The 15,598-nt window shown below is 49.2% G+C and carries 15 protein-coding genes and 1 pseudogene; 12 read left to right on the top strand and 4 right to left on the bottom strand.

The window, feature by feature from the left end:
- A pseudogene (locus KLP40_RS21720) lies at positions 1-121 on the top strand (IS701 family transposase); the annotation flags it as partial.
- Here KLP40_RS21720 and KLP40_RS17985 read toward each other — a convergent pair.
- Complete coding sequence (locus KLP40_RS17985; RefSeq protein ID WP_215595218.1) at positions 97-3,711, bottom strand: HD domain-containing protein; 3,615 nt, start codon at positions 3,709-3,711, stop codon at positions 97-99. The pseudogene KLP40_RS21720 and the gene KLP40_RS17985 overlap by 25 nt on opposite strands.
- A 168-nt stretch (positions 3,712-3,879) precedes the next feature.
- Here KLP40_RS17985 and KLP40_RS17990 point away from each other — a divergent pair, with 168 nt between their 5' ends.
- The 9 genes from KLP40_RS17990 to KLP40_RS18025 all read left to right on the top strand — a co-directional run bounded on the left by KLP40_RS17990 (position 3,880) and on the right by KLP40_RS18025 (position 9,815).
- Positions 3,880-4,017 (top strand): hypothetical protein, encoded by a 138-nt coding sequence (locus tag KLP40_RS17990; RefSeq protein ID WP_215595219.1) that lies wholly within the window; start codon positions 3,880-3,882, stop codon positions 4,015-4,017.
- 45 nt (positions 4,018-4,062) lie between these two features.
- A complete protein-coding gene (locus tag KLP40_RS21460) occupies positions 4,063-4,197 on the top strand; it encodes a hypothetical protein (protein WP_262898966.1) in 135 nt (44 codons plus the stop codon).
- Between the two features lie 224 nt (positions 4,198-4,421).
- Positions 4,422-5,192 carry a hypothetical protein gene (locus tag KLP40_RS17995; protein ID WP_215595220.1) on the top strand — a complete coding sequence of 257 codons (771 nt, stop codon included), beginning with the start codon at positions 4,422-4,424 and terminating at the stop codon, positions 5,190-5,192.
- A complete protein-coding gene (locus KLP40_RS18000; RefSeq protein WP_215595221.1) occupies positions 5,193-5,654 on the top strand; it encodes a hypothetical protein in 462 nt (153 codons plus the stop codon).
- Between the two features lie 6 nt (positions 5,655-5,660).
- The gene (locus KLP40_RS18005; protein WP_215595222.1) at positions 5,661-6,830 is read left to right on the top strand and encodes a hypothetical protein; all 1,170 of its coding nucleotides are present in this window, start codon (positions 5,661-5,663) and stop codon (positions 6,828-6,830) included.
- 9 nt (positions 6,831-6,839) lie between these two features.
- A complete protein-coding gene (locus tag KLP40_RS18010) occupies positions 6,840-7,868 on the top strand; it encodes an RHS repeat-associated core domain-containing protein (RefSeq protein WP_215595223.1) in 1,029 nt (342 codons plus the stop codon).
- A gap of 40 nt (positions 7,869-7,908) precedes the next feature.
- Positions 7,909-8,367, top strand: a complete 459-nt coding sequence (locus KLP40_RS18015; RefSeq protein ID WP_215595224.1) for a hypothetical protein — start codon at positions 7,909-7,911, stop codon at positions 8,365-8,367.
- Between the two features lie 156 nt (positions 8,368-8,523).
- Entirely contained in the window at positions 8,524-8,901 is a 378-nt protein-coding gene (locus KLP40_RS18020) for a transposase (RefSeq protein ID WP_215595225.1), read from the top strand.
- Entirely contained in the window at positions 8,895-9,815 is a 921-nt protein-coding gene (locus tag KLP40_RS18025; protein WP_215595226.1) for an IS3 family transposase, read from the top strand. The genes KLP40_RS18020 and KLP40_RS18025 overlap by 7 nt, the downstream gene beginning before the upstream one ends.
- Positions 9,816-9,861: 46 nt before the next feature.
- Here the strand turns inward: KLP40_RS18025 and KLP40_RS18030 are convergent, their stop codons facing one another.
- The gene (locus KLP40_RS18030; RefSeq protein ID WP_215595227.1) at positions 9,862-10,149 is read right to left on the bottom strand and encodes a recombinase family protein; all 288 of its coding nucleotides are present in this window, start codon (positions 10,147-10,149) and stop codon (positions 9,862-9,864) included.
- A 581-nt stretch (positions 10,150-10,730) separates the two neighbouring features.
- On the opposite strand from KLP40_RS18030, the gene KLP40_RS18035 reads away from it, so the two are divergent.
- Entirely contained in the window at positions 10,731-11,279 is a 549-nt protein-coding gene (locus tag KLP40_RS18035) for a YWFCY domain-containing protein (RefSeq protein WP_215595228.1), read from the top strand.
- 214 nt (positions 11,280-11,493) lie between these two features.
- Positions 11,494-11,766 (top strand): hypothetical protein, encoded by a 273-nt coding sequence (locus tag KLP40_RS18040; RefSeq protein ID WP_215595229.1) that lies wholly within the window; start codon positions 11,494-11,496, stop codon positions 11,764-11,766.
- 119 nt (positions 11,767-11,885) lie between these two features.
- Here the strand turns inward: KLP40_RS18040 and KLP40_RS18045 are convergent, their stop codons facing one another.
- Together KLP40_RS18045 and KLP40_RS18050 are read right to left on the bottom strand one after the other, a co-directional pair.
- The gene (locus tag KLP40_RS18045) at positions 11,886-14,867 is read right to left on the bottom strand and encodes a PKD domain-containing protein (RefSeq protein ID WP_215595230.1); all 2,982 of its coding nucleotides are present in this window, start codon (positions 14,865-14,867) and stop codon (positions 11,886-11,888) included.
- Between the two features lie 269 nt (positions 14,868-15,136).
- Complete coding sequence (locus KLP40_RS18050) at positions 15,137-15,589, bottom strand: hypothetical protein (protein WP_215595231.1); 453 nt, start codon at positions 15,587-15,589, stop codon at positions 15,137-15,139.
- Positions 15,590-15,598: the final 9 nt, after the last annotated feature.

Below are 15,598 nucleotides of genomic sequence, written 5' to 3' on the forward strand. Positions count from 1 at the left end.
CTGGGCCCGCCTCAAGCACCTGGCCTACCAGGCCAACACCACCGTCTACCAACTCAAGCAAGGACTGCTCGACGACTACCTGCGCCGCGAGCTGGCTCAGCCCACACTCCGGTTTGCGTAAGTCCTAAAAGTAAGATAATGCACTATACTTTCTTGGTTTTTAATAACAAAAGCATTGTTATTTTCAAAATCTATCTCGAATTCTCTTACAATATCTACAAAAGGGTCAAATGAATTGCGTAATTGTGGCTGTAAGAACCGAAAACGATCAAGTATTTCAGATGGTTGCGTTTTTGCCTGTATCGCTATTGAAGTGATGAGCTGAGTTGTTATGTTTCCTGCATAATTTGTATGAATGTATTTGTCTGGGTGATAGCCTATGGTAAATAGATCAAATTCCGTCACGTAGTAATCAAACAAGTATTCTTGTATTTCAGGAAGAGAAATGTTGTAGTTTTGGTAGTTCTTAAGCGATGATATAACCTTCCCTAACGTCATTTTCAATTCATATGACTTGGCAAATACATGCTTTAGGTCAGTAGTCCCGGCTATCCACCCCCTATATGTTACTAATTTAGTGCTGAGTATCTTTTCATCCAGCTTTTCTTTCAGTACAAGAGGATTTTTGAAGTCATGCTTAGTGGATGGAAATCCAAAGACATGAAATCTATTGATTATTTCACCTAATTCTTCAGGAGATATGTTTAAAGATTTTGAATTATTATAAACGGTAATTATTGGGAATATCCATTCATCAAGGGGAGTTGAGGTTTGCAAGTAATACACGCTATTCAATATGTCGTAGTCATGGGCTGCAAATTTGTGTTGAATGAAAGGCGAATTCTCGTCAACATGTTTATTTAAAATTATACCCTCAAATAAATTAATTCTTGAATCAACTATTGTTTGATGGAAATTTTGATAAAGCTCATGCCTTATCGTGAATTTATCAGTTTCGGAATGTTGATTAATAAGAAAAATTATTTTGTAGTCCATTGGCCATACCCCTATTTGATTAATATCAGTTGTTAATTTTTTTTCAATGTTATCAAGAGGCAGAATAATACTGGCTCTTTTAGCAATTGTAATGCGAATGAAATCATCTACTAGTTTGGGGTAGTAACTTGATAAGAAGGACAAATGATAGTGTGACAACAAGTTACTGTTAGAATGAAGAGTATCTAAACATTTGAAATTCACAGCGCCTTTAATTCTACTTAGAACCAACTCGTTGTATTTATTTTGATTTAAGTAACTGTTTCTAGATATAGACAATCTTTGCTTATCGCCATTTCGACTATTTATAATAAATGGCTGAGAGAGAGATGTGACTTGTATACCATCCTGCAATGAAATGCCTTGGTGATAGTGTAGCGAGTTACTGTTTTGGCGACCACGAACCAATAGATATACACCTTCGTTGTCAGTTTCTAAAGCAAGGTCTCCAGAATAATTCGCACCTAAATTTATTTGGTTTGGGTGCCATGTTTCCTCTTTTTTGTCTTCTACGATAGATGTTCGAAACTCGCTTATATAAAGCCAGTTATACAAAGAATGGATTAGGGAGACCTCTTTGGTAGGATGTAAGTAGATCCTGATTATAGTTCCGCCTTTTTCAAGAGTGGGCTCATCTGCTATAGTTCTCACCCTGCAGAGGTTACCACTTCCTTCTATGGTGAGTTCAATGGGTTGTTTTAGCTCACCGTATCTGTCCATTCTTTTCGTTTTTACGATGATTTTATCGGACATTAAAAAATAGCTAAATACTCCTATTCCAAATTGGCTATTTGGAAAATCCTCTATCTTTGGGCTTGTCTGACTCCACAAGAATTTTTCCTCATTATACTCTTTTTGGTCGGTATACCTCTTCCCTGCTTTGGTAAAGCTGTTGCGTATCTCTTTAATGCCCATGCCTACTCCGTTGTCAGAGCACTCAATATATGTACGCCCGTTTTCTTCGCCTTTTCGAAAAACAATCTCGCCTTGCCAAGTATTCTGTGACGAGTTAGATGTTTGCGCTAAATATTGAAGTCTAGACCTTCTATAACGACAAGCATCAAGTGCATTTTGGTAGAGCTCTCTTATGAATACATGTTGGCTTCCGTAAATCGAGCCTCCAATGAGCAGTTCTTTGACTTCGCTCTCCGAAAGCCGGAACGACAAATGTGGAACTTCAAATAAATTCTTTCCTTTTCTGTCTTTTTCAATTTCAATCTTCTCACTTGAGAATAAAGGAAGGGTGAAATTATGAAATGAACCCGGGTAGAATTTTTTAAGAAATATGTTTAATAAATTACAATGATTGTTCAACAGGTCAATTTGATGCCTAATTGCAAAGTCTATAGCAGGATGCGTAGTTGTAATATGCACCTCGCACAACTCATTGTCTCGTTCCCAAAAAAGCTCGTTGATAGATGATGCGATTGCGTCAACAGATAAGTCTTGGTCAACACCTAAGTAGTCAACAATAACCTCATTAAGGTTGGCAATGTCAAATGACATACGCTCCGCTATAGACAAGACAGCTGCTAATAATGCCTCGTTAATGGTGATGTTATTGCCGGAGGTCCCTTTAAGTATTTTTTTGTCTTTTACAACGCCCTCTTCATCTTTATTAAATGCGTATGCTTCTTTAAAAAAATAACTAACAAAAACACTAAAATCAATTTTCAATAGAGTATTAATAAATTCTGTATTTGGTTCAGGAAAATGCTTTTTGAAATCCAAATTATAATCAAAGAGGCCGTCTTCTTCGATAGATTTCCATGCTTTTGGAGTGTTTATAATGGATTTTCGGAGCAACCAGTACGCAACGGCTTTGGCTTCAGATTGCTTTTCTTCAATGATAAAAGACTGAATCTTTCTTTTAAACCTAGAATACTTTTGGAGGCTATAGTCATAGTTGTTTCTCCAAATTCCTCCTAATTCTGTACTCTCAAAACTTATGGGATCAAATTCATTTGTGCTATTGTGAATTCCCGAAACAATTATTATCTCCTTTAATATCGATATTGTATAAAATACCGATAGCTCATAATTGTTAAAGTTGTGCTCACCACATATCTTGAGAAAGCTAGTGGAAAGGTGGTTTAGGTTATTTGTTTTGAACCATGGGGTATTAGCATAGTCTTCTGGCAGAGATGTGATTACAAACTCCCAGGACTTATGGGCAAAGAATGCCAACTGCTCCTTTTCAATTTCATCCAGGCCTTGGTAGAAAGGGTTTTCGTATAGTATAGAAGCCCATGGATGGGTCGGCTTAGCCGTAGGAGATTGTTGCTTGAGTGCGATTTGCCTTTCAGTCCAGAAGCTATTATCAGTAGCAATGATGATTTTAAAATCATCAGCGATGAATTTCAATGAAAGTTGTCTAATTTCTTGAGCTTTTTTGGTTGCATGCTTTATCAACCCTTTATCATTAAAATAGGGTACAACTAGTACCCAATAATGGATAATGGTATTGCCGAAGACCTTTTGCAGTTCTTTTTGATTTTCAATCAGCTTTTTTATGTCTTGAGTTATTTTGTCACGTTGCTTTTCATATAGATTATCATTACCATCAGCTGAGTAGCATTGATAAGCCTTCCCATCTGTTGAGAAACCTTCTATCCCATGGTCACCATGGGTCTTATCAGGAACCTTCTGATAATCTGTGCTATATTTAATATGTAACAGGTCTTCAATGTAATCCTGCCATTCAACACCTTTCATTTTTGTGCTAGTTTAAAGTTTTTTGTGTACGCACTCGAAGATACCATAAATTGCTAGTTGAGGACTAGGCTAGACGGTGTTGTGGACTTGTGTGCGAAACTAGCGGGTATGGAAATTTGACGTGGTATAGTAATGACGGACAGAAGAAGGACGTATATCTCTTGTGCTATGGCAACAAAATCCAGCGGGGCGTCGTCCGACAAACGGCGTAAACACGACGAAGCCTTCAAGGATGAAGCGCCGCGCCTGGCCAGCGAGAGCCGCAGCACGCCGGCGGCGGCCCGGCAGCTGGGTCGTACCCGGTAGGGCATCAGCCCCAAGCTGCTCTATCGTTGGCAGCAAGCACAGCTCGTGGCCGAAGTAGGCAGTGTGGAAGTGGCCCGCGACCCAGAGGTCCGCGCCCTGCGCGCCGCCAATAAGTGGCTGGCGCAGGAGCTGGACATTTTCAAAAAAGCCTTGGTCATCTTCGGCCTGCCGACCCGGTGAGCACATCGTCCCGCGGGCCGCTCACGTGCCTGTGCGCAAGCTGGCCTTCTTATAGCAGCGGGGGGATAAAATGACGCTAAGCGGGAATTTCTTTGAAAAGCCTTATTTTTGACGAGCTTAGGTTATTCCGTATGCGCTATTTTCTACCCGGCTGGCTTTTATTCCTTCTTGTAAATTTCAGTCACGCTGGGCAAGCGCAAGCGTGGCAGCCGCCAAATACCGACTTGGGTAGCCTGGTCCCCAAGCCCCAGGGCTCGCAGTTGCCTACTACGGGTAGTTCTCTGGAGCAGCAACAGGCCCGGACCCGCGCCATCAACCAAGCATCCATTGACCAGGTGGACCGCTACATTGCTACCCAACAGCAGCGGGAACGAGCACTGCAGCAAGAAATCCAGGTGGAGCAACAGCGCCGCGCCAGCGAGGAGCAAGCCCGTCAACAGTACAAGCTGGCCAATCAGCAACTCTACGAATCGACGTACCAGACGCTGCAAGGAATGCTGGAAGGTCGCCGGCACTGGGATTTGAAGCGGGCCGTCTTCCTGACTGAAAACGCCTTCATGAACGGGGGCCTGGACTACACCCAATTCAGTACCGACATTCACGAACTAACGCAAATCTGCCGAGGCCTTGCGGCGGACTCGGCGCGGCCCGACCTAGCGGCGCGCTTTATGGCCCTGCATCGGCTCATGACCGATACCATCCGGGTAACCTACAACGGCAAGCTGGCCTCGGTGCATATGCCGCCGCGCTACGATTTCAAGGACTTTTGGGGCCGGGAGGACTACACCATGCAGTTTGTGAACAAGCTGCTGGCGACTAATGGTGGCCAATGCCATTCTATGCCGCTGCTCTACAAGCTGGTAGCCGATGAGTTAGGCATCAAGTCATACCTGAGCATGGCCCCGAGCCATTCCTACATTCAGGTGAAAGACAATCGGGGGGTACTATATAGCTACGAAACCACACGCGGCTTTTTCGTCAGCGATTCCTACTAAATGAGTTCGGGCTTCATCAAGGCGGGTGCCCTGAAACATCGCTCCTACCTGGACACACTCACGCGAAGCGAAACGATGGCCTGCCGTGTGTTCGACTTAGCCCAAAGTTATGCCTGGCGCTACGGCCACGATGCTTTTTCGGCCAAGTGCGCGGCTCTGGGGCTGCGCTATTACCCGCAAAGTGTTCAAGGTCGGATGCTGGCCCATGATGCGGCCTTGATGGCGCTTATGGTCGCGGTTAAGACCAATGGCCAGCCGACCGAAGCCCAAGCCCGACTGAACCCGAAACTTCGCCCGCTTATGGAAGAAGTCGAGCGGCGGGCGCGGGCAGTCGATGAACTGGGCCACGAGGAAATGCCGGCCGACCAGTACGCCCGCTGGCTAAAGCAAGTTGAGCAGGAACAAACTCGTGTGGCTGGTCAGCAAGCCGCCTTCCGTTTCGAGCAAACCGCCAAGAAATAAGCTCCTATGCCTCACACTACCCGTTTTCTCTTATACTGCCTGCTGCTGGCGCTTTCGGCTGCCTGTGCCCGGCGTCCGGTCGCGTTGGAGCCGCTGGCCCTGCGCAGCAGCGCCTACCACGTTGCGGTGCCTGACCGGGGGCCAGTGCCGACGCAGCTCCCGGGCCTTCGACGGGCAGCAGTTCCTGCACCCGTTGCGGTGCCTTCGGCGGCGGACATTACCCATGATGCTTACGAGCAAGCCTATCAAGAACTCGCAAAAATGCTGGATGGCCGTTACCCGCTTAGCTTCAAGCGGGCAGTCTTTTTATCTGAAAACGCCTACTTCGACAACCGCCTCAGCTACGAGGAATTTAATACCAATATTACGGCCCTTAGCCAGTTAGCACGGTTGCTAAAAACAGCTAACGACCCCTATTTGCTATACGAACGGGCCGATAAAGAGCTAGTAGCCCGAAACGCGGCCATTTTTATGATGATGAAGGACACTACCCGGTTAGGCAAGGGTCGCCAAGTGCTTCCTTTTCGCTATGATTTTGAAGATTTTAACGGAGATTCGGATTGGCGTCAAATGTTTGTCAGCAAGCTATTGGTCGCCCACAAAGGGAATTGCCACTCACTACCGTTTCTCTATAAAATTATTGCGGACGAGAATGGTGCACCTACCTGGCTGTCGCTGGCTCCCAACCATATTTACCTAAAGCAGCACAACCTAAAAGATGGGTGGTATAACACGGAGCTAACCAGCCGCACCTTTCCAAATGATGCCTGGCTTACGGCTTCGGGCTATATCAGTAAGGAAACCATTGTAAGCGGTATTTACATGGATACGCTCAGCGCCAAACAAAATGTAGTCCTTTGCCTAGTGGACCTAGCTAAAGGATATGAGCGTCGTTTGGGACCGGCTTCGGCCGAATCTTTTACCCTGAAATGTACGGAGTTGGCCTTGCAATATTTCCCCCACTACATCAATGCCCAACTGCTGCGGGCTGAGGCCCTGCGGCATCGGTTCGAGCGCCAACAAAGTACCGTTACATCTCAACAGGCTTTTGCCGCAATGGAAGCGGCCTACACCCATATCTTCGAGACTGGTTACCGCGAAATGCCGGCTCAAATGTACGCGGACTGGCTACAAGCTGTGGTCAGAGAAAAAGCCAAATACCAAACCCAACACTAGCCCGGTAATATGCGAAACAATTACTCACTTACGTTGCTGGTGGGACTAGCCCTGCCGCTGGCTGCCCATGCACAACAACCATTTGAGCGGTTTGGGGTTAAGGTAAAGGTGGTTACGCTTAGCAATGGGCGTTACCCGGAGTTCTTTGGCAATGACAGCCTGCGGCGCATTGGCTCGGTTGTCTATAATACCCGCATGCGGCGAATCGCTTACTTGCTGCCAGCTGATTCACTCGTGGGTAGGCCAAAAGCTGAGGTCACTAGCCGCTGGCTGGTAGTGGACCCTTTGGCTGAACAGTTCTCCCATATCACTCCTTATGCCTACGTGTCGAACAATCCAGTTAATAAAATCGACCCCGATGGACGAGCAGAGAAAGATGTTATCCTGGGCGGCCCTAAAGCACAAGAAACGTTCAGGCAACTTGCCGCTTCAGTAGCAAGTTCTCTCACCCTGACAATGGACGCGGGGGGAAAAGTCAGTTATACCCAAGTCGGGAACAATCCACCTACTGCGGGTGCTCAACAGTTAATGGGCGCGGTTGATGACCATTCCGTCACCGTTAATGTTAATTCGGTGGGAACTGACCAGCAATTGACCGCTGACGGTGCCATAATAGCCGGTGGTGCTTTTATGGGTAACACGGTTACGCCAGGGGCGGCAGGAGAGAAAGCAACGGTTCAGACCAATCAAACCATTGTTCAGCCTGTTTTGGAGACAATGGATAACTACTTCAACCAGCCTGGCGCCACAACCTTGCACGAAGTAAATGAATCCTACGTTGGTGGAACTATGTCGCAACAATCCGGTACATCTTCTGGCAGGTCAGGCGCCCCCGGTAGTGTTTATCCCGCTGCCCATAATGCCGCGCAAGAGACCTCCCCGCAATCCGGTCAATACAATGTCAGGTTTTTTGATAGACAAGGAAACCCCATGACCACACGGGCTGCTGAGAACTCACCGGCTCAGGTTGGCAGAAGGGAGCATTACGTGCAGGAAGGCAGCCGACCACCGCAAGTAATTCAGACCATAACGCCCTAATACAGCCAGTACAATAATTCGTTTACCATACTTTGCCTCGATGAAGCTCTTTCTCGCTACTGCGCTCATTTGCTTTCTGGGTTGTAAAGCACCAGAATTAGCAAAGGCCGTTGTCTCGACCACAAGCGGGCGGTTCTCGGTCCAAGTTAGCGGGCCTTTGGGGAGCTACAAGGTGGCCCGTATTGATTCTATAAAAAGCGTTTATCTAATATATGCAAGGCGCAATGATACGCTTTTCAAAATCGTGTCAGATAAAGAAACGCCGAAGAGTTGCGCTAACATCAGACCGGGCCAATACTACAAATTCCAGTTACGTTCATTGCTCTTTACTGACCTCACGCCGGCAGAGCAAGCCAAATATCCTGGCCTCAAATCATTGGATACGCACCACATGGGCGGCTTAGATTATGACGGAAAGGGCCTAGTTATTAAGCTAGAAGGTGATTCTATCCGGGACTTGTATTACGCCAAGAACATTTCTGGCCTCTGTTTTAAGTAGAAGTGAGAGTAGCTATTTTTTGCTTTTGTCTGCTGTGTTTTGCAAATCTGGCTGTGGCACAAGTAAGCCTGGTAGTGCCGACCACCAGTAAGACCGATATAAAAAGTGTCTTGTACTGGAATAAGTTGACAGTTTTTCACCTTAAAAACTGTTCTCATGCAAGAGCATATTCAGGAGTTACTGCAACGCTTTCAGTACAGCGAGCAACTCAAGGAAACAGCGGTGTTTCGCATCCTCTTTGGCGGGGAAGACCCAACTCATGTGATGGTGGATTTGGACATCCATAACCGCTATACCCTGCTGAATTGGGTGAGTTTGTATCGGCAGAAGATGCAAACAGGTCTGCTTACTTTACCTGCCATGACGAAAACTCAGAAGCAGGATCTACAGGCGCTAAAACAGCGCAACACCGAACTCGAGCAAGCGTTGCAACAAGCAAACTTGCTGATTTTGGCACTTAATACGATGATTGAGGTAGCCGAGAAAGAGTTAAAGCTGCCCATCCGAAAAACGTCTGGTACCAAACAGTGCTGAAGCTCAGGCATAATGAGATTGCAAAGGTGAGCGTCGGCCGCCTTTGTCAGCTGTTTGGGGTAAGCCGACAAGCGTTTCACCAGCGCGAACACTACACGCAACGTTCGATTAGCCAATCGATGCTCGTGTTGGATGTGGTCGTGGCGTTGCGGAAGGAGATTCCGGGTCTAGGAACGCGGAAGCTGTATTTGCTGCTTCAGGAGCCACTCGCCAAGAGTGGCATTCATATGGGCCGGGATAAATTGCACCGCTTGCTGCAAGACCATGGACTAACCCTGCGGCAAAAGCGGCAATCGCCCAAGACCACGAACTCAAACCACAACTTTCATAAATACCCTAACTTACTGTTAGACAAGCTTATTTCGGCTCCCAACCAAGTATGGGTCTGCGATATCACCTATCTGTGTATTGCACTAGGTTTCGGCTACTTATCTCTCATCACGGATGCCTACTCCAAACTGATTGTGGGCTATTGTCTGTATCCATTGTTAACCAATGAAGGGTGCTTGAAGGCATTGGACATGGCCTTGACGCAGGAACGGCCCCCCGGAGCGGAACTGATTCACCATTCCGATCGAGGCAGTCAATACGGCAGCTTTCACTACATCCACAAGTTGAAAGAAGCGGGAATCGCAATCAGTATGACGCAGCACGGCGATCCGTATGAAAATGCCATTGCCGAACGCGTGAATGGCATTCTAAAAACAGATTTTCGGCTAAGTCGCGTCTTTCACAGCTTTACAGAAGCGGCACAAGCCGTGAAAGAAAGCATTCATAACTACAACCATCTGCGGCCGCATATGAGCTGCGGCTATTTAACGCCGGCGGCAGCTCATACCAGCGATCAACCTTTGAAAAAACATTGGAAGCCGAAGGTGTATAACACACCAAGATCCTCTTCGAAATCGAGCTAATTTTCTTATCTATAACTGTCAACAAAATTTCAGGATCGGACAACGGTCAACTTTTTTCAGGACGAGTCAAACTAACAAAGTGGATGCCTTTGTCCTGAAAACCCGTCACCAACGTGACCAGGTCTTTGAGTGAGCGGCCCAACCGGTCCAGCTTCCAGACCACGAGCGTGTCGCCCGCCCGCAGGCGGGTCAGCAGGTGTTGTAGCGCCGGCCGCTCTTTGGCGGACGATACCTTCTCCTGCGCGACTTCTTGGCAGCCGTAGGCCTGCAAGGCATCGGTTTGCAGGTGCAGTTGTTGGTCGGGGGTGCTGACGCGGGCGTAGCCGAAAATCACAGGCGTTATTCTAAAAAAGTCAAGAGTCGCGAAGATAACGAGTCGTTGATTTATGAGAACAACATATGAGACATTTATTGCCCAGCTTCAGCCGCCATCCAGCAGGAGCGTTCGGTGAAGCGGAAATACGCCCGTTTCCTGAGACACCCCCGACCCGCCAAAATCCGACCTCGGGGCCCTAACGGGAATTTCTGTTCTTACTCTTGCGCTACCCCGATAAGGGCGGGGTATTGCGCGGCGTCAGCTTTGCAACGGAAGGGGTAGCCCTCCGGGGCCAGGAAGTAGGCTACAAAGGGGCGCAACTGCGGGAGGCCCTGACGGCACCGGTGGAGCCGGCTATGGAGCCGGCGGTTGAGCAGAAGGATCGTCCCGGGGTATCGACCGCGCTGCCTCAGCCGGCGCCGCCTGTACGGCCGAAGCAAACCCGCCGGAAGGGGCGTAGGCAGTAGACAGGGCAGGGGGTGTCACCCTTCGTGTGCTGAGCGTGCACCTCACCGCTGACTTTCGGCCGCTCGTCAAGTAATCCGTGCCAGAGGTAAGGCGGGGCGGTAAGTTGCTTGATTCACCAAGTGGTTCAAGCGATGGAAGACGAAAAGGGGTTACGGAAAATCATGGAGTTTATGCGCCTGCTGGCCATCGGGCTGCTGGCCGTAAACATCTACTACTACTGCTTTGGCTATTTCCGCTCTCTGGGCTGGACGGCGGGCGTGGTAGAGCACCTGCTGGAGAGCTTCACGCGCAATACGTTTCTGTTCAAAGCCAGCTGGGTGAGCAAGAGCCTGGCCGTGGTATTCCTGCTGCTCAGCTGTCTGGGTACGCGCGGGCGCGCTAACCAGGAGCTTAAAGGTCGGACGGTGGCGGGCTCCGCCGCGCTGGGGTTGGTGCTGCTTTTTGGGTCTGATGCGGTGCGCAGCCTGACGCTGGGGCTCATCGTTCACGCCGACCGCGGCAGCCAGTACACCAGCGCAGCGTGCCGCGCCCGCATCGCCCAAGCCGGGGCCCTGCCCAGCTCCAGCCGGCTTGGTAACCCGTACGATAACGCCCAGGCGGAGGCTGGCTGGGGCACGCTCAAAACCGAACTGCTGCCCCACGGTACCGCCTTTGCCTCGCTCGAAGAAGCCCGCTTGTAAGTGGCCCACTACCTCGACATGTACTTCAACCTCGACCGCCGCCACTCCGCCCTGGGCTACCGCTCGCCCCAGCAATTTGAACACGACCTAAAAATCAGCCTACATTAGCTCACTGTCCGTTTTAACTGAACCATCCCAGGGACATGCGGTATCGGTAGACCTTCCGCTGGCAGTGGTTTATAGCTGATTGACAGCATCTGCCCCACACTTTTTGATGCTCTCCAACCTGGAGGCCAGCCATTTGCGTTGTCGGTATAAGCTGCGTAAGCTAATTACCTTAGTCAGTTTAGCCTACGCCTTATGCCTGAGTGTGGGCACAGTGGTCCACGCCAAACGTGCTCCGATTAAACGCAAAAATCATGGCTATCGGGCCACCAGCTTAAGCCGTCACGGCCTCAATATTTTGCGCCAACTCACCCGTCCCGTCATGAGTTCGCACGAACCGATGGCCAAGCTGGTGGATGCCTTACTGCGCTGTATTAGTTGAAAAGTCGCTCGCTATCAGTTAACTAAAATAGTAGGGTAGAGTACACATCTCGTTGTGCTTGTAACAGAAGTCAAGTACAATTCCTATTTTACTACTGCAAATACGGGTTCGTTTCGCAGCTACTGTAGCAGCAGTCGAACTGCTTTGGCATTGGATTCCAGTTCTACGATATAACTGCCGCGAGGCAATGCGGACAAATTAAGATTTGCTGCTCCGCTAATGCTTGGCAGTACGCGGCCTTGCCAGACCAGCCGACCAAGTAAGTCGTGTATCCTCACGTTCGTAGGGCGAGTAGAGATTCCTTGAATAGTAAATTTACCTTGAGTCGGATTCGGATATACAGTGAACGAAGCTGAGGCAGAGGGCGCCGTGGCTAACGTAGTTGCTGTGGCCATGACAGTAAAATCCCGAAGCTGATCGGCTACCCTGCGCGCGCATGGATCTGGCACAGCTGTTAATTGCACTGGGAAATTATAATCGGCGCAGAGTACGCGAAGCCGTAATGGTCGATTAAGTGGCGTTTGAGGGGGCAACGTGATGCTACGTGGAGAGCCACCAGATTGCAATCCATTAAATAATAATTCAGTAGCAGTGTCAAACCGACCGTCTTCGTTTACATCCAGCCAGATAAATCCTGGCATGTTATTGCCACCGTATCGATTGGTCAGCGTTACCGAGTAAGACACGTTGCGAGCTAGTACAATTGGTGCACGGGTGCACGTCTCGTCTAAATAACCTATTGCATTAGTGGGCTGGCTGTACGATAGAACCGAACTGATTATCAGGGAGTCGATAGCGCGCCCCCCCTCGGTCAATCCTGCTTGAGGCAGGCAGGCAGCCGGTTGTGGACCACTACCTACCCCGGTGACCGCAACGTACCCGGTGCGCGTGGCCGTATTCGTACCAAAGCGGTTACGCGCCGTGAGCGATACGGTGTAGGTGCCGGGCACGGTGTAGGTGTGACGTGGGTGCTGAGTGGTGGCCGACGTGCCATCACCAAAATTCCAACGCCAACTGGTGGGGCCGGCATAAGTCGTATCACGGAACTGCACCGTGCCGCTACACGAGTTAGCAAGGTCAGCGGTGAAGCCAACCAGCGGCAACGTAGCTACGGGCAGGACTACTACGGTGTAGTCTTCAGTCGAGCCCACAAAAAAGGCAGGCGTACAGGTGTCGGCGTATTCGGTGCCGAAGCTGCGGTAGCGCTGGATAGCTACCCGCAGCCGCGTGGCGCCCACTTTTGCACCCGGTGGAATGCGTACTACGAACTCGTGTAACGTTAAGCTGGGAGCGGTGCCTAGAATTTCAGCGCGAGTGAAGAACCCATCTTGGTTTGCGTCCAGCCATATCGTGACGTTCACCCACGGTCCGGGGCCGGCGAACGAAAAGGGCAACGATTCAGCCTGGAAGTTGTAGGTCCGTCCGGCCTGCAAGGCAGTGTGCTGGGCAGTGAAATCAAAGTACCCCCGCCCAGCTCCGCGAAACGCTGTATTGTTTAATGTTCCAAGCGAAACTCGGGTGAAATACGCCGGGCTGTCGGAGTTAGAGAGCCCGGAGGGTGTGCAATACGCCGGGCAGGCTTCCGCCACCACCACCGGGCGCCACGTTGTGTCTCGGCCGAAGGCATTTTCAGCTATCATGCGCACATCGTAGGTGCCGGGACGAGTGTACGTATGAGCGGGTGGCGAGGACAGAGTGCTGGTGGTGCCATCGCCAAAATCCCAGCGGTAAGCTGTGGCACCACCGGTTGTTTGGTTGGTAAACGTCACCTGAACTGCACCACAGGTAGCTGGGTGCTGCACGGTAAAGGCCGCAGCGGGCGCTGCCATGTTGCGTCGTACCACAACGCTGTAGTCTTCCGCTTGGCCGTGTTGCACTGGGGTACAAGAACCAGCAGTGGGACTACCCGGAGAGTCGGCTACAATCCGTAAACGAAGGGCACGGTCGTAAACGAGACCGGTCATGGAGGTAGAGATGTTGAGCGGAATCACAGGGTTGCGCACACTCAACCCTTGGTAAAGCAACTCGCCGGGGCCGGTCAGTTGCCCGTCGTCGTTTATATCCAGGTATACGCGCACATCCTGCGCATTAAGGCCAGTTGTCAGGTGTAACGTGTCGGGCCTTTCTGCTGTAAGTGTGGCACGCCAGGCACAGCTAAAGTCTTCATAACCGGCCTGCGCGTCGGCGGAGCGGTGGTCCAACCCCGCCAGTCGGACGCGCGTCAAACCGTACCCGCAACAATAGGCGGCTGTAGCGGGGGCGCAGGCAGCCGCCCGCGGCCCATCGGCTCGCACCGTGATATATCCGTTGCGGATGAGCGAGTCGCAGCCGCTGGAGTTGCAGGCCCGTAGACTGACCACGTAGGTGCCGGGTTGAGCATAGGTGTGCTGCGGGTGTTGCTGGGTGCTGATTGCGCCGTCTCCAAAGCGCCAATGCCATTGCGTCGGCGTGTTAAGCGTTTGGTCGCGGAAAGCGACGCTTGCCCCGCAACTAATCGAGTCTAGGGCTGCGAATCGCACCTGCGGCCGTAGCGAGGCAGTAGCTGAAACCACTACGCGGTAATCTTCTGTCTGCGAATACTGCGGCGTGGAGCAGGCGGTAGGCACAGGTGCATTGGCGTAGTCGGCAGCAATGCGTAGCCGTAAAGCCGCGCCTACGGGAGCCGTAGCAGGCACAGCGAAGGTCGCTGTATGCTGGCGGGCCGGGCCGGAACTAAGTACGAGTTCATCCGGCGTAAAGCTGCCATCGCGGTTGTAATCAATCCAAGCCCGCACGGCCTCATCGGCACTTGGGCTGGTGCGTACCACGAGCTGAAAGCTGCCGCCGCGCACGAGCCGGGCGGCCCGGGCGCGGCAGCTGTAATCCTGATAGCCGTCGACTGCTCCATTAGTTACGGTATCTAACTCGCCTAATTTTACTCTATAAATGCCCATACCAAATGATAAGTTAGACGCCGAAGCGTCATTAGGCTGACATGCGAGTATGGGCAAGCATTGAGATTTCCCCTCTGAGACTGTGAACAGCCAGAAAAGTAACATAACATGCCGAATCAATCGCTTGAAGAAATTATTTTTGAAACGATGTAAAGCTATGTGCGTCATAGTTGGTGTTTCTACATAATTTGCTCTTTCTAGCGCGACAAGTAGTCAAAGAACAAAAAAATTTAATCGAAAAATAGTCTATCAATGCATTTTTGATGTATTCAGAAGAATTTATATAGGACTTGCGCAGTTGAAATTTGCAAAGTGGCTCTAAAGCATTGAAAGCAACTTTTGCTTCTTTATTTCATCTAAAGCGAAGGTGGAAAAATAGCTATCATGCGCTGGAATCAAAGCTGAAATTTCAACTGCGTAATTCCCATTATATAAATTTATTTTCTGTAATATAGGACAGGTGTAACTGTGTAGCATATTGTGTTTTCTTTAAATACCCCTGAACTACACGCTTGTTTATGTAATTCAGGAAGTTTATTAAATTTTTTTGATATTATTTTTTTCACCTTTTTAGGGGAAAAAAAATCGTAAGAACTGCTAGAAATCATTATAAGTTCAATATAGTTGCAATTGTCCATTAATTCTACTAATGCTGTTTCAAATCCAACAGCTTTAAACCAAATATTTTTTGTATATATTGGTATTTCAACTTTAAAATTGCCATTTAAATCTGTCTTTCCTATCTCGACTGTATCATTAATTAAAATAAAGGAATATGACAAAGGTGCTAGACTTTCATCTACTAGAATGCCCTTAACTGTTTTGTTCTGAGCGCAAATTTCATTTGTTAAAAAAATGAAAGCAAAGCAGGTAAGTATTATCTTATTCATTTTATTGTG

The organism is Hymenobacter piscis (genome assembly GCF_018760735.1).
Taxonomy (GTDB): Bacteria; Bacteroidota; Bacteroidia; order Cytophagales; family Hymenobacteraceae; genus Hymenobacter; species Hymenobacter piscis.

Coding starts and splice junctions, on each gene's coding strand:
- KLP40_RS18050 (WP_215595231.1), bottom strand. CDS start 15,589: ATGAATAAGATAATACTTACCTGCTTTGCTTTCATTTTTTTAACAAAT.
- KLP40_RS17990 (WP_215595219.1), top strand. CDS start 3,880: ATGGCAACAAAATCCAGCGGGGCGTCGTCCGACAAACGGCGTAAACAC.
- KLP40_RS18010 (WP_215595223.1), top strand. CDS start 6,840: ATGCGAAACAATTACTCACTTACGTTGCTGGTGGGACTAGCCCTGCCG.
- KLP40_RS18035 (WP_215595228.1), top strand. CDS start 10,731: ATGGAAGACGAAAAGGGGTTACGGAAAATCATGGAGTTTATGCGCCTG.
- KLP40_RS18005 (WP_215595222.1), top strand. CDS start 5,661: ATGCCTCACACTACCCGTTTTCTCTTATACTGCCTGCTGCTGGCGCTT.
- KLP40_RS18040 (WP_215595229.1), top strand. CDS start 11,494: ATGCTCTCCAACCTGGAGGCCAGCCATTTGCGTTGTCGGTATAAGCTG.
- KLP40_RS17985 (WP_215595218.1), bottom strand. CDS start 3,711: ATGAAAGGTGTTGAATGGCAGGATTACATTGAAGACCTGTTACATATT.
- KLP40_RS18015 (WP_215595224.1), top strand. CDS start 7,909: ATGAAGCTCTTTCTCGCTACTGCGCTCATTTGCTTTCTGGGTTGTAAA.
- KLP40_RS18045 (WP_215595230.1), bottom strand. CDS start 14,867: ATGACGCACATAGCTTTACATCGTTTCAAAAATAATTTCTTCAAGCGA.
- KLP40_RS18000 (WP_215595221.1), top strand. CDS start 5,193: ATGAGTTCGGGCTTCATCAAGGCGGGTGCCCTGAAACATCGCTCCTAC.
- KLP40_RS18020 (WP_215595225.1), top strand. CDS start 8,524: ATGCAAGAGCATATTCAGGAGTTACTGCAACGCTTTCAGTACAGCGAG.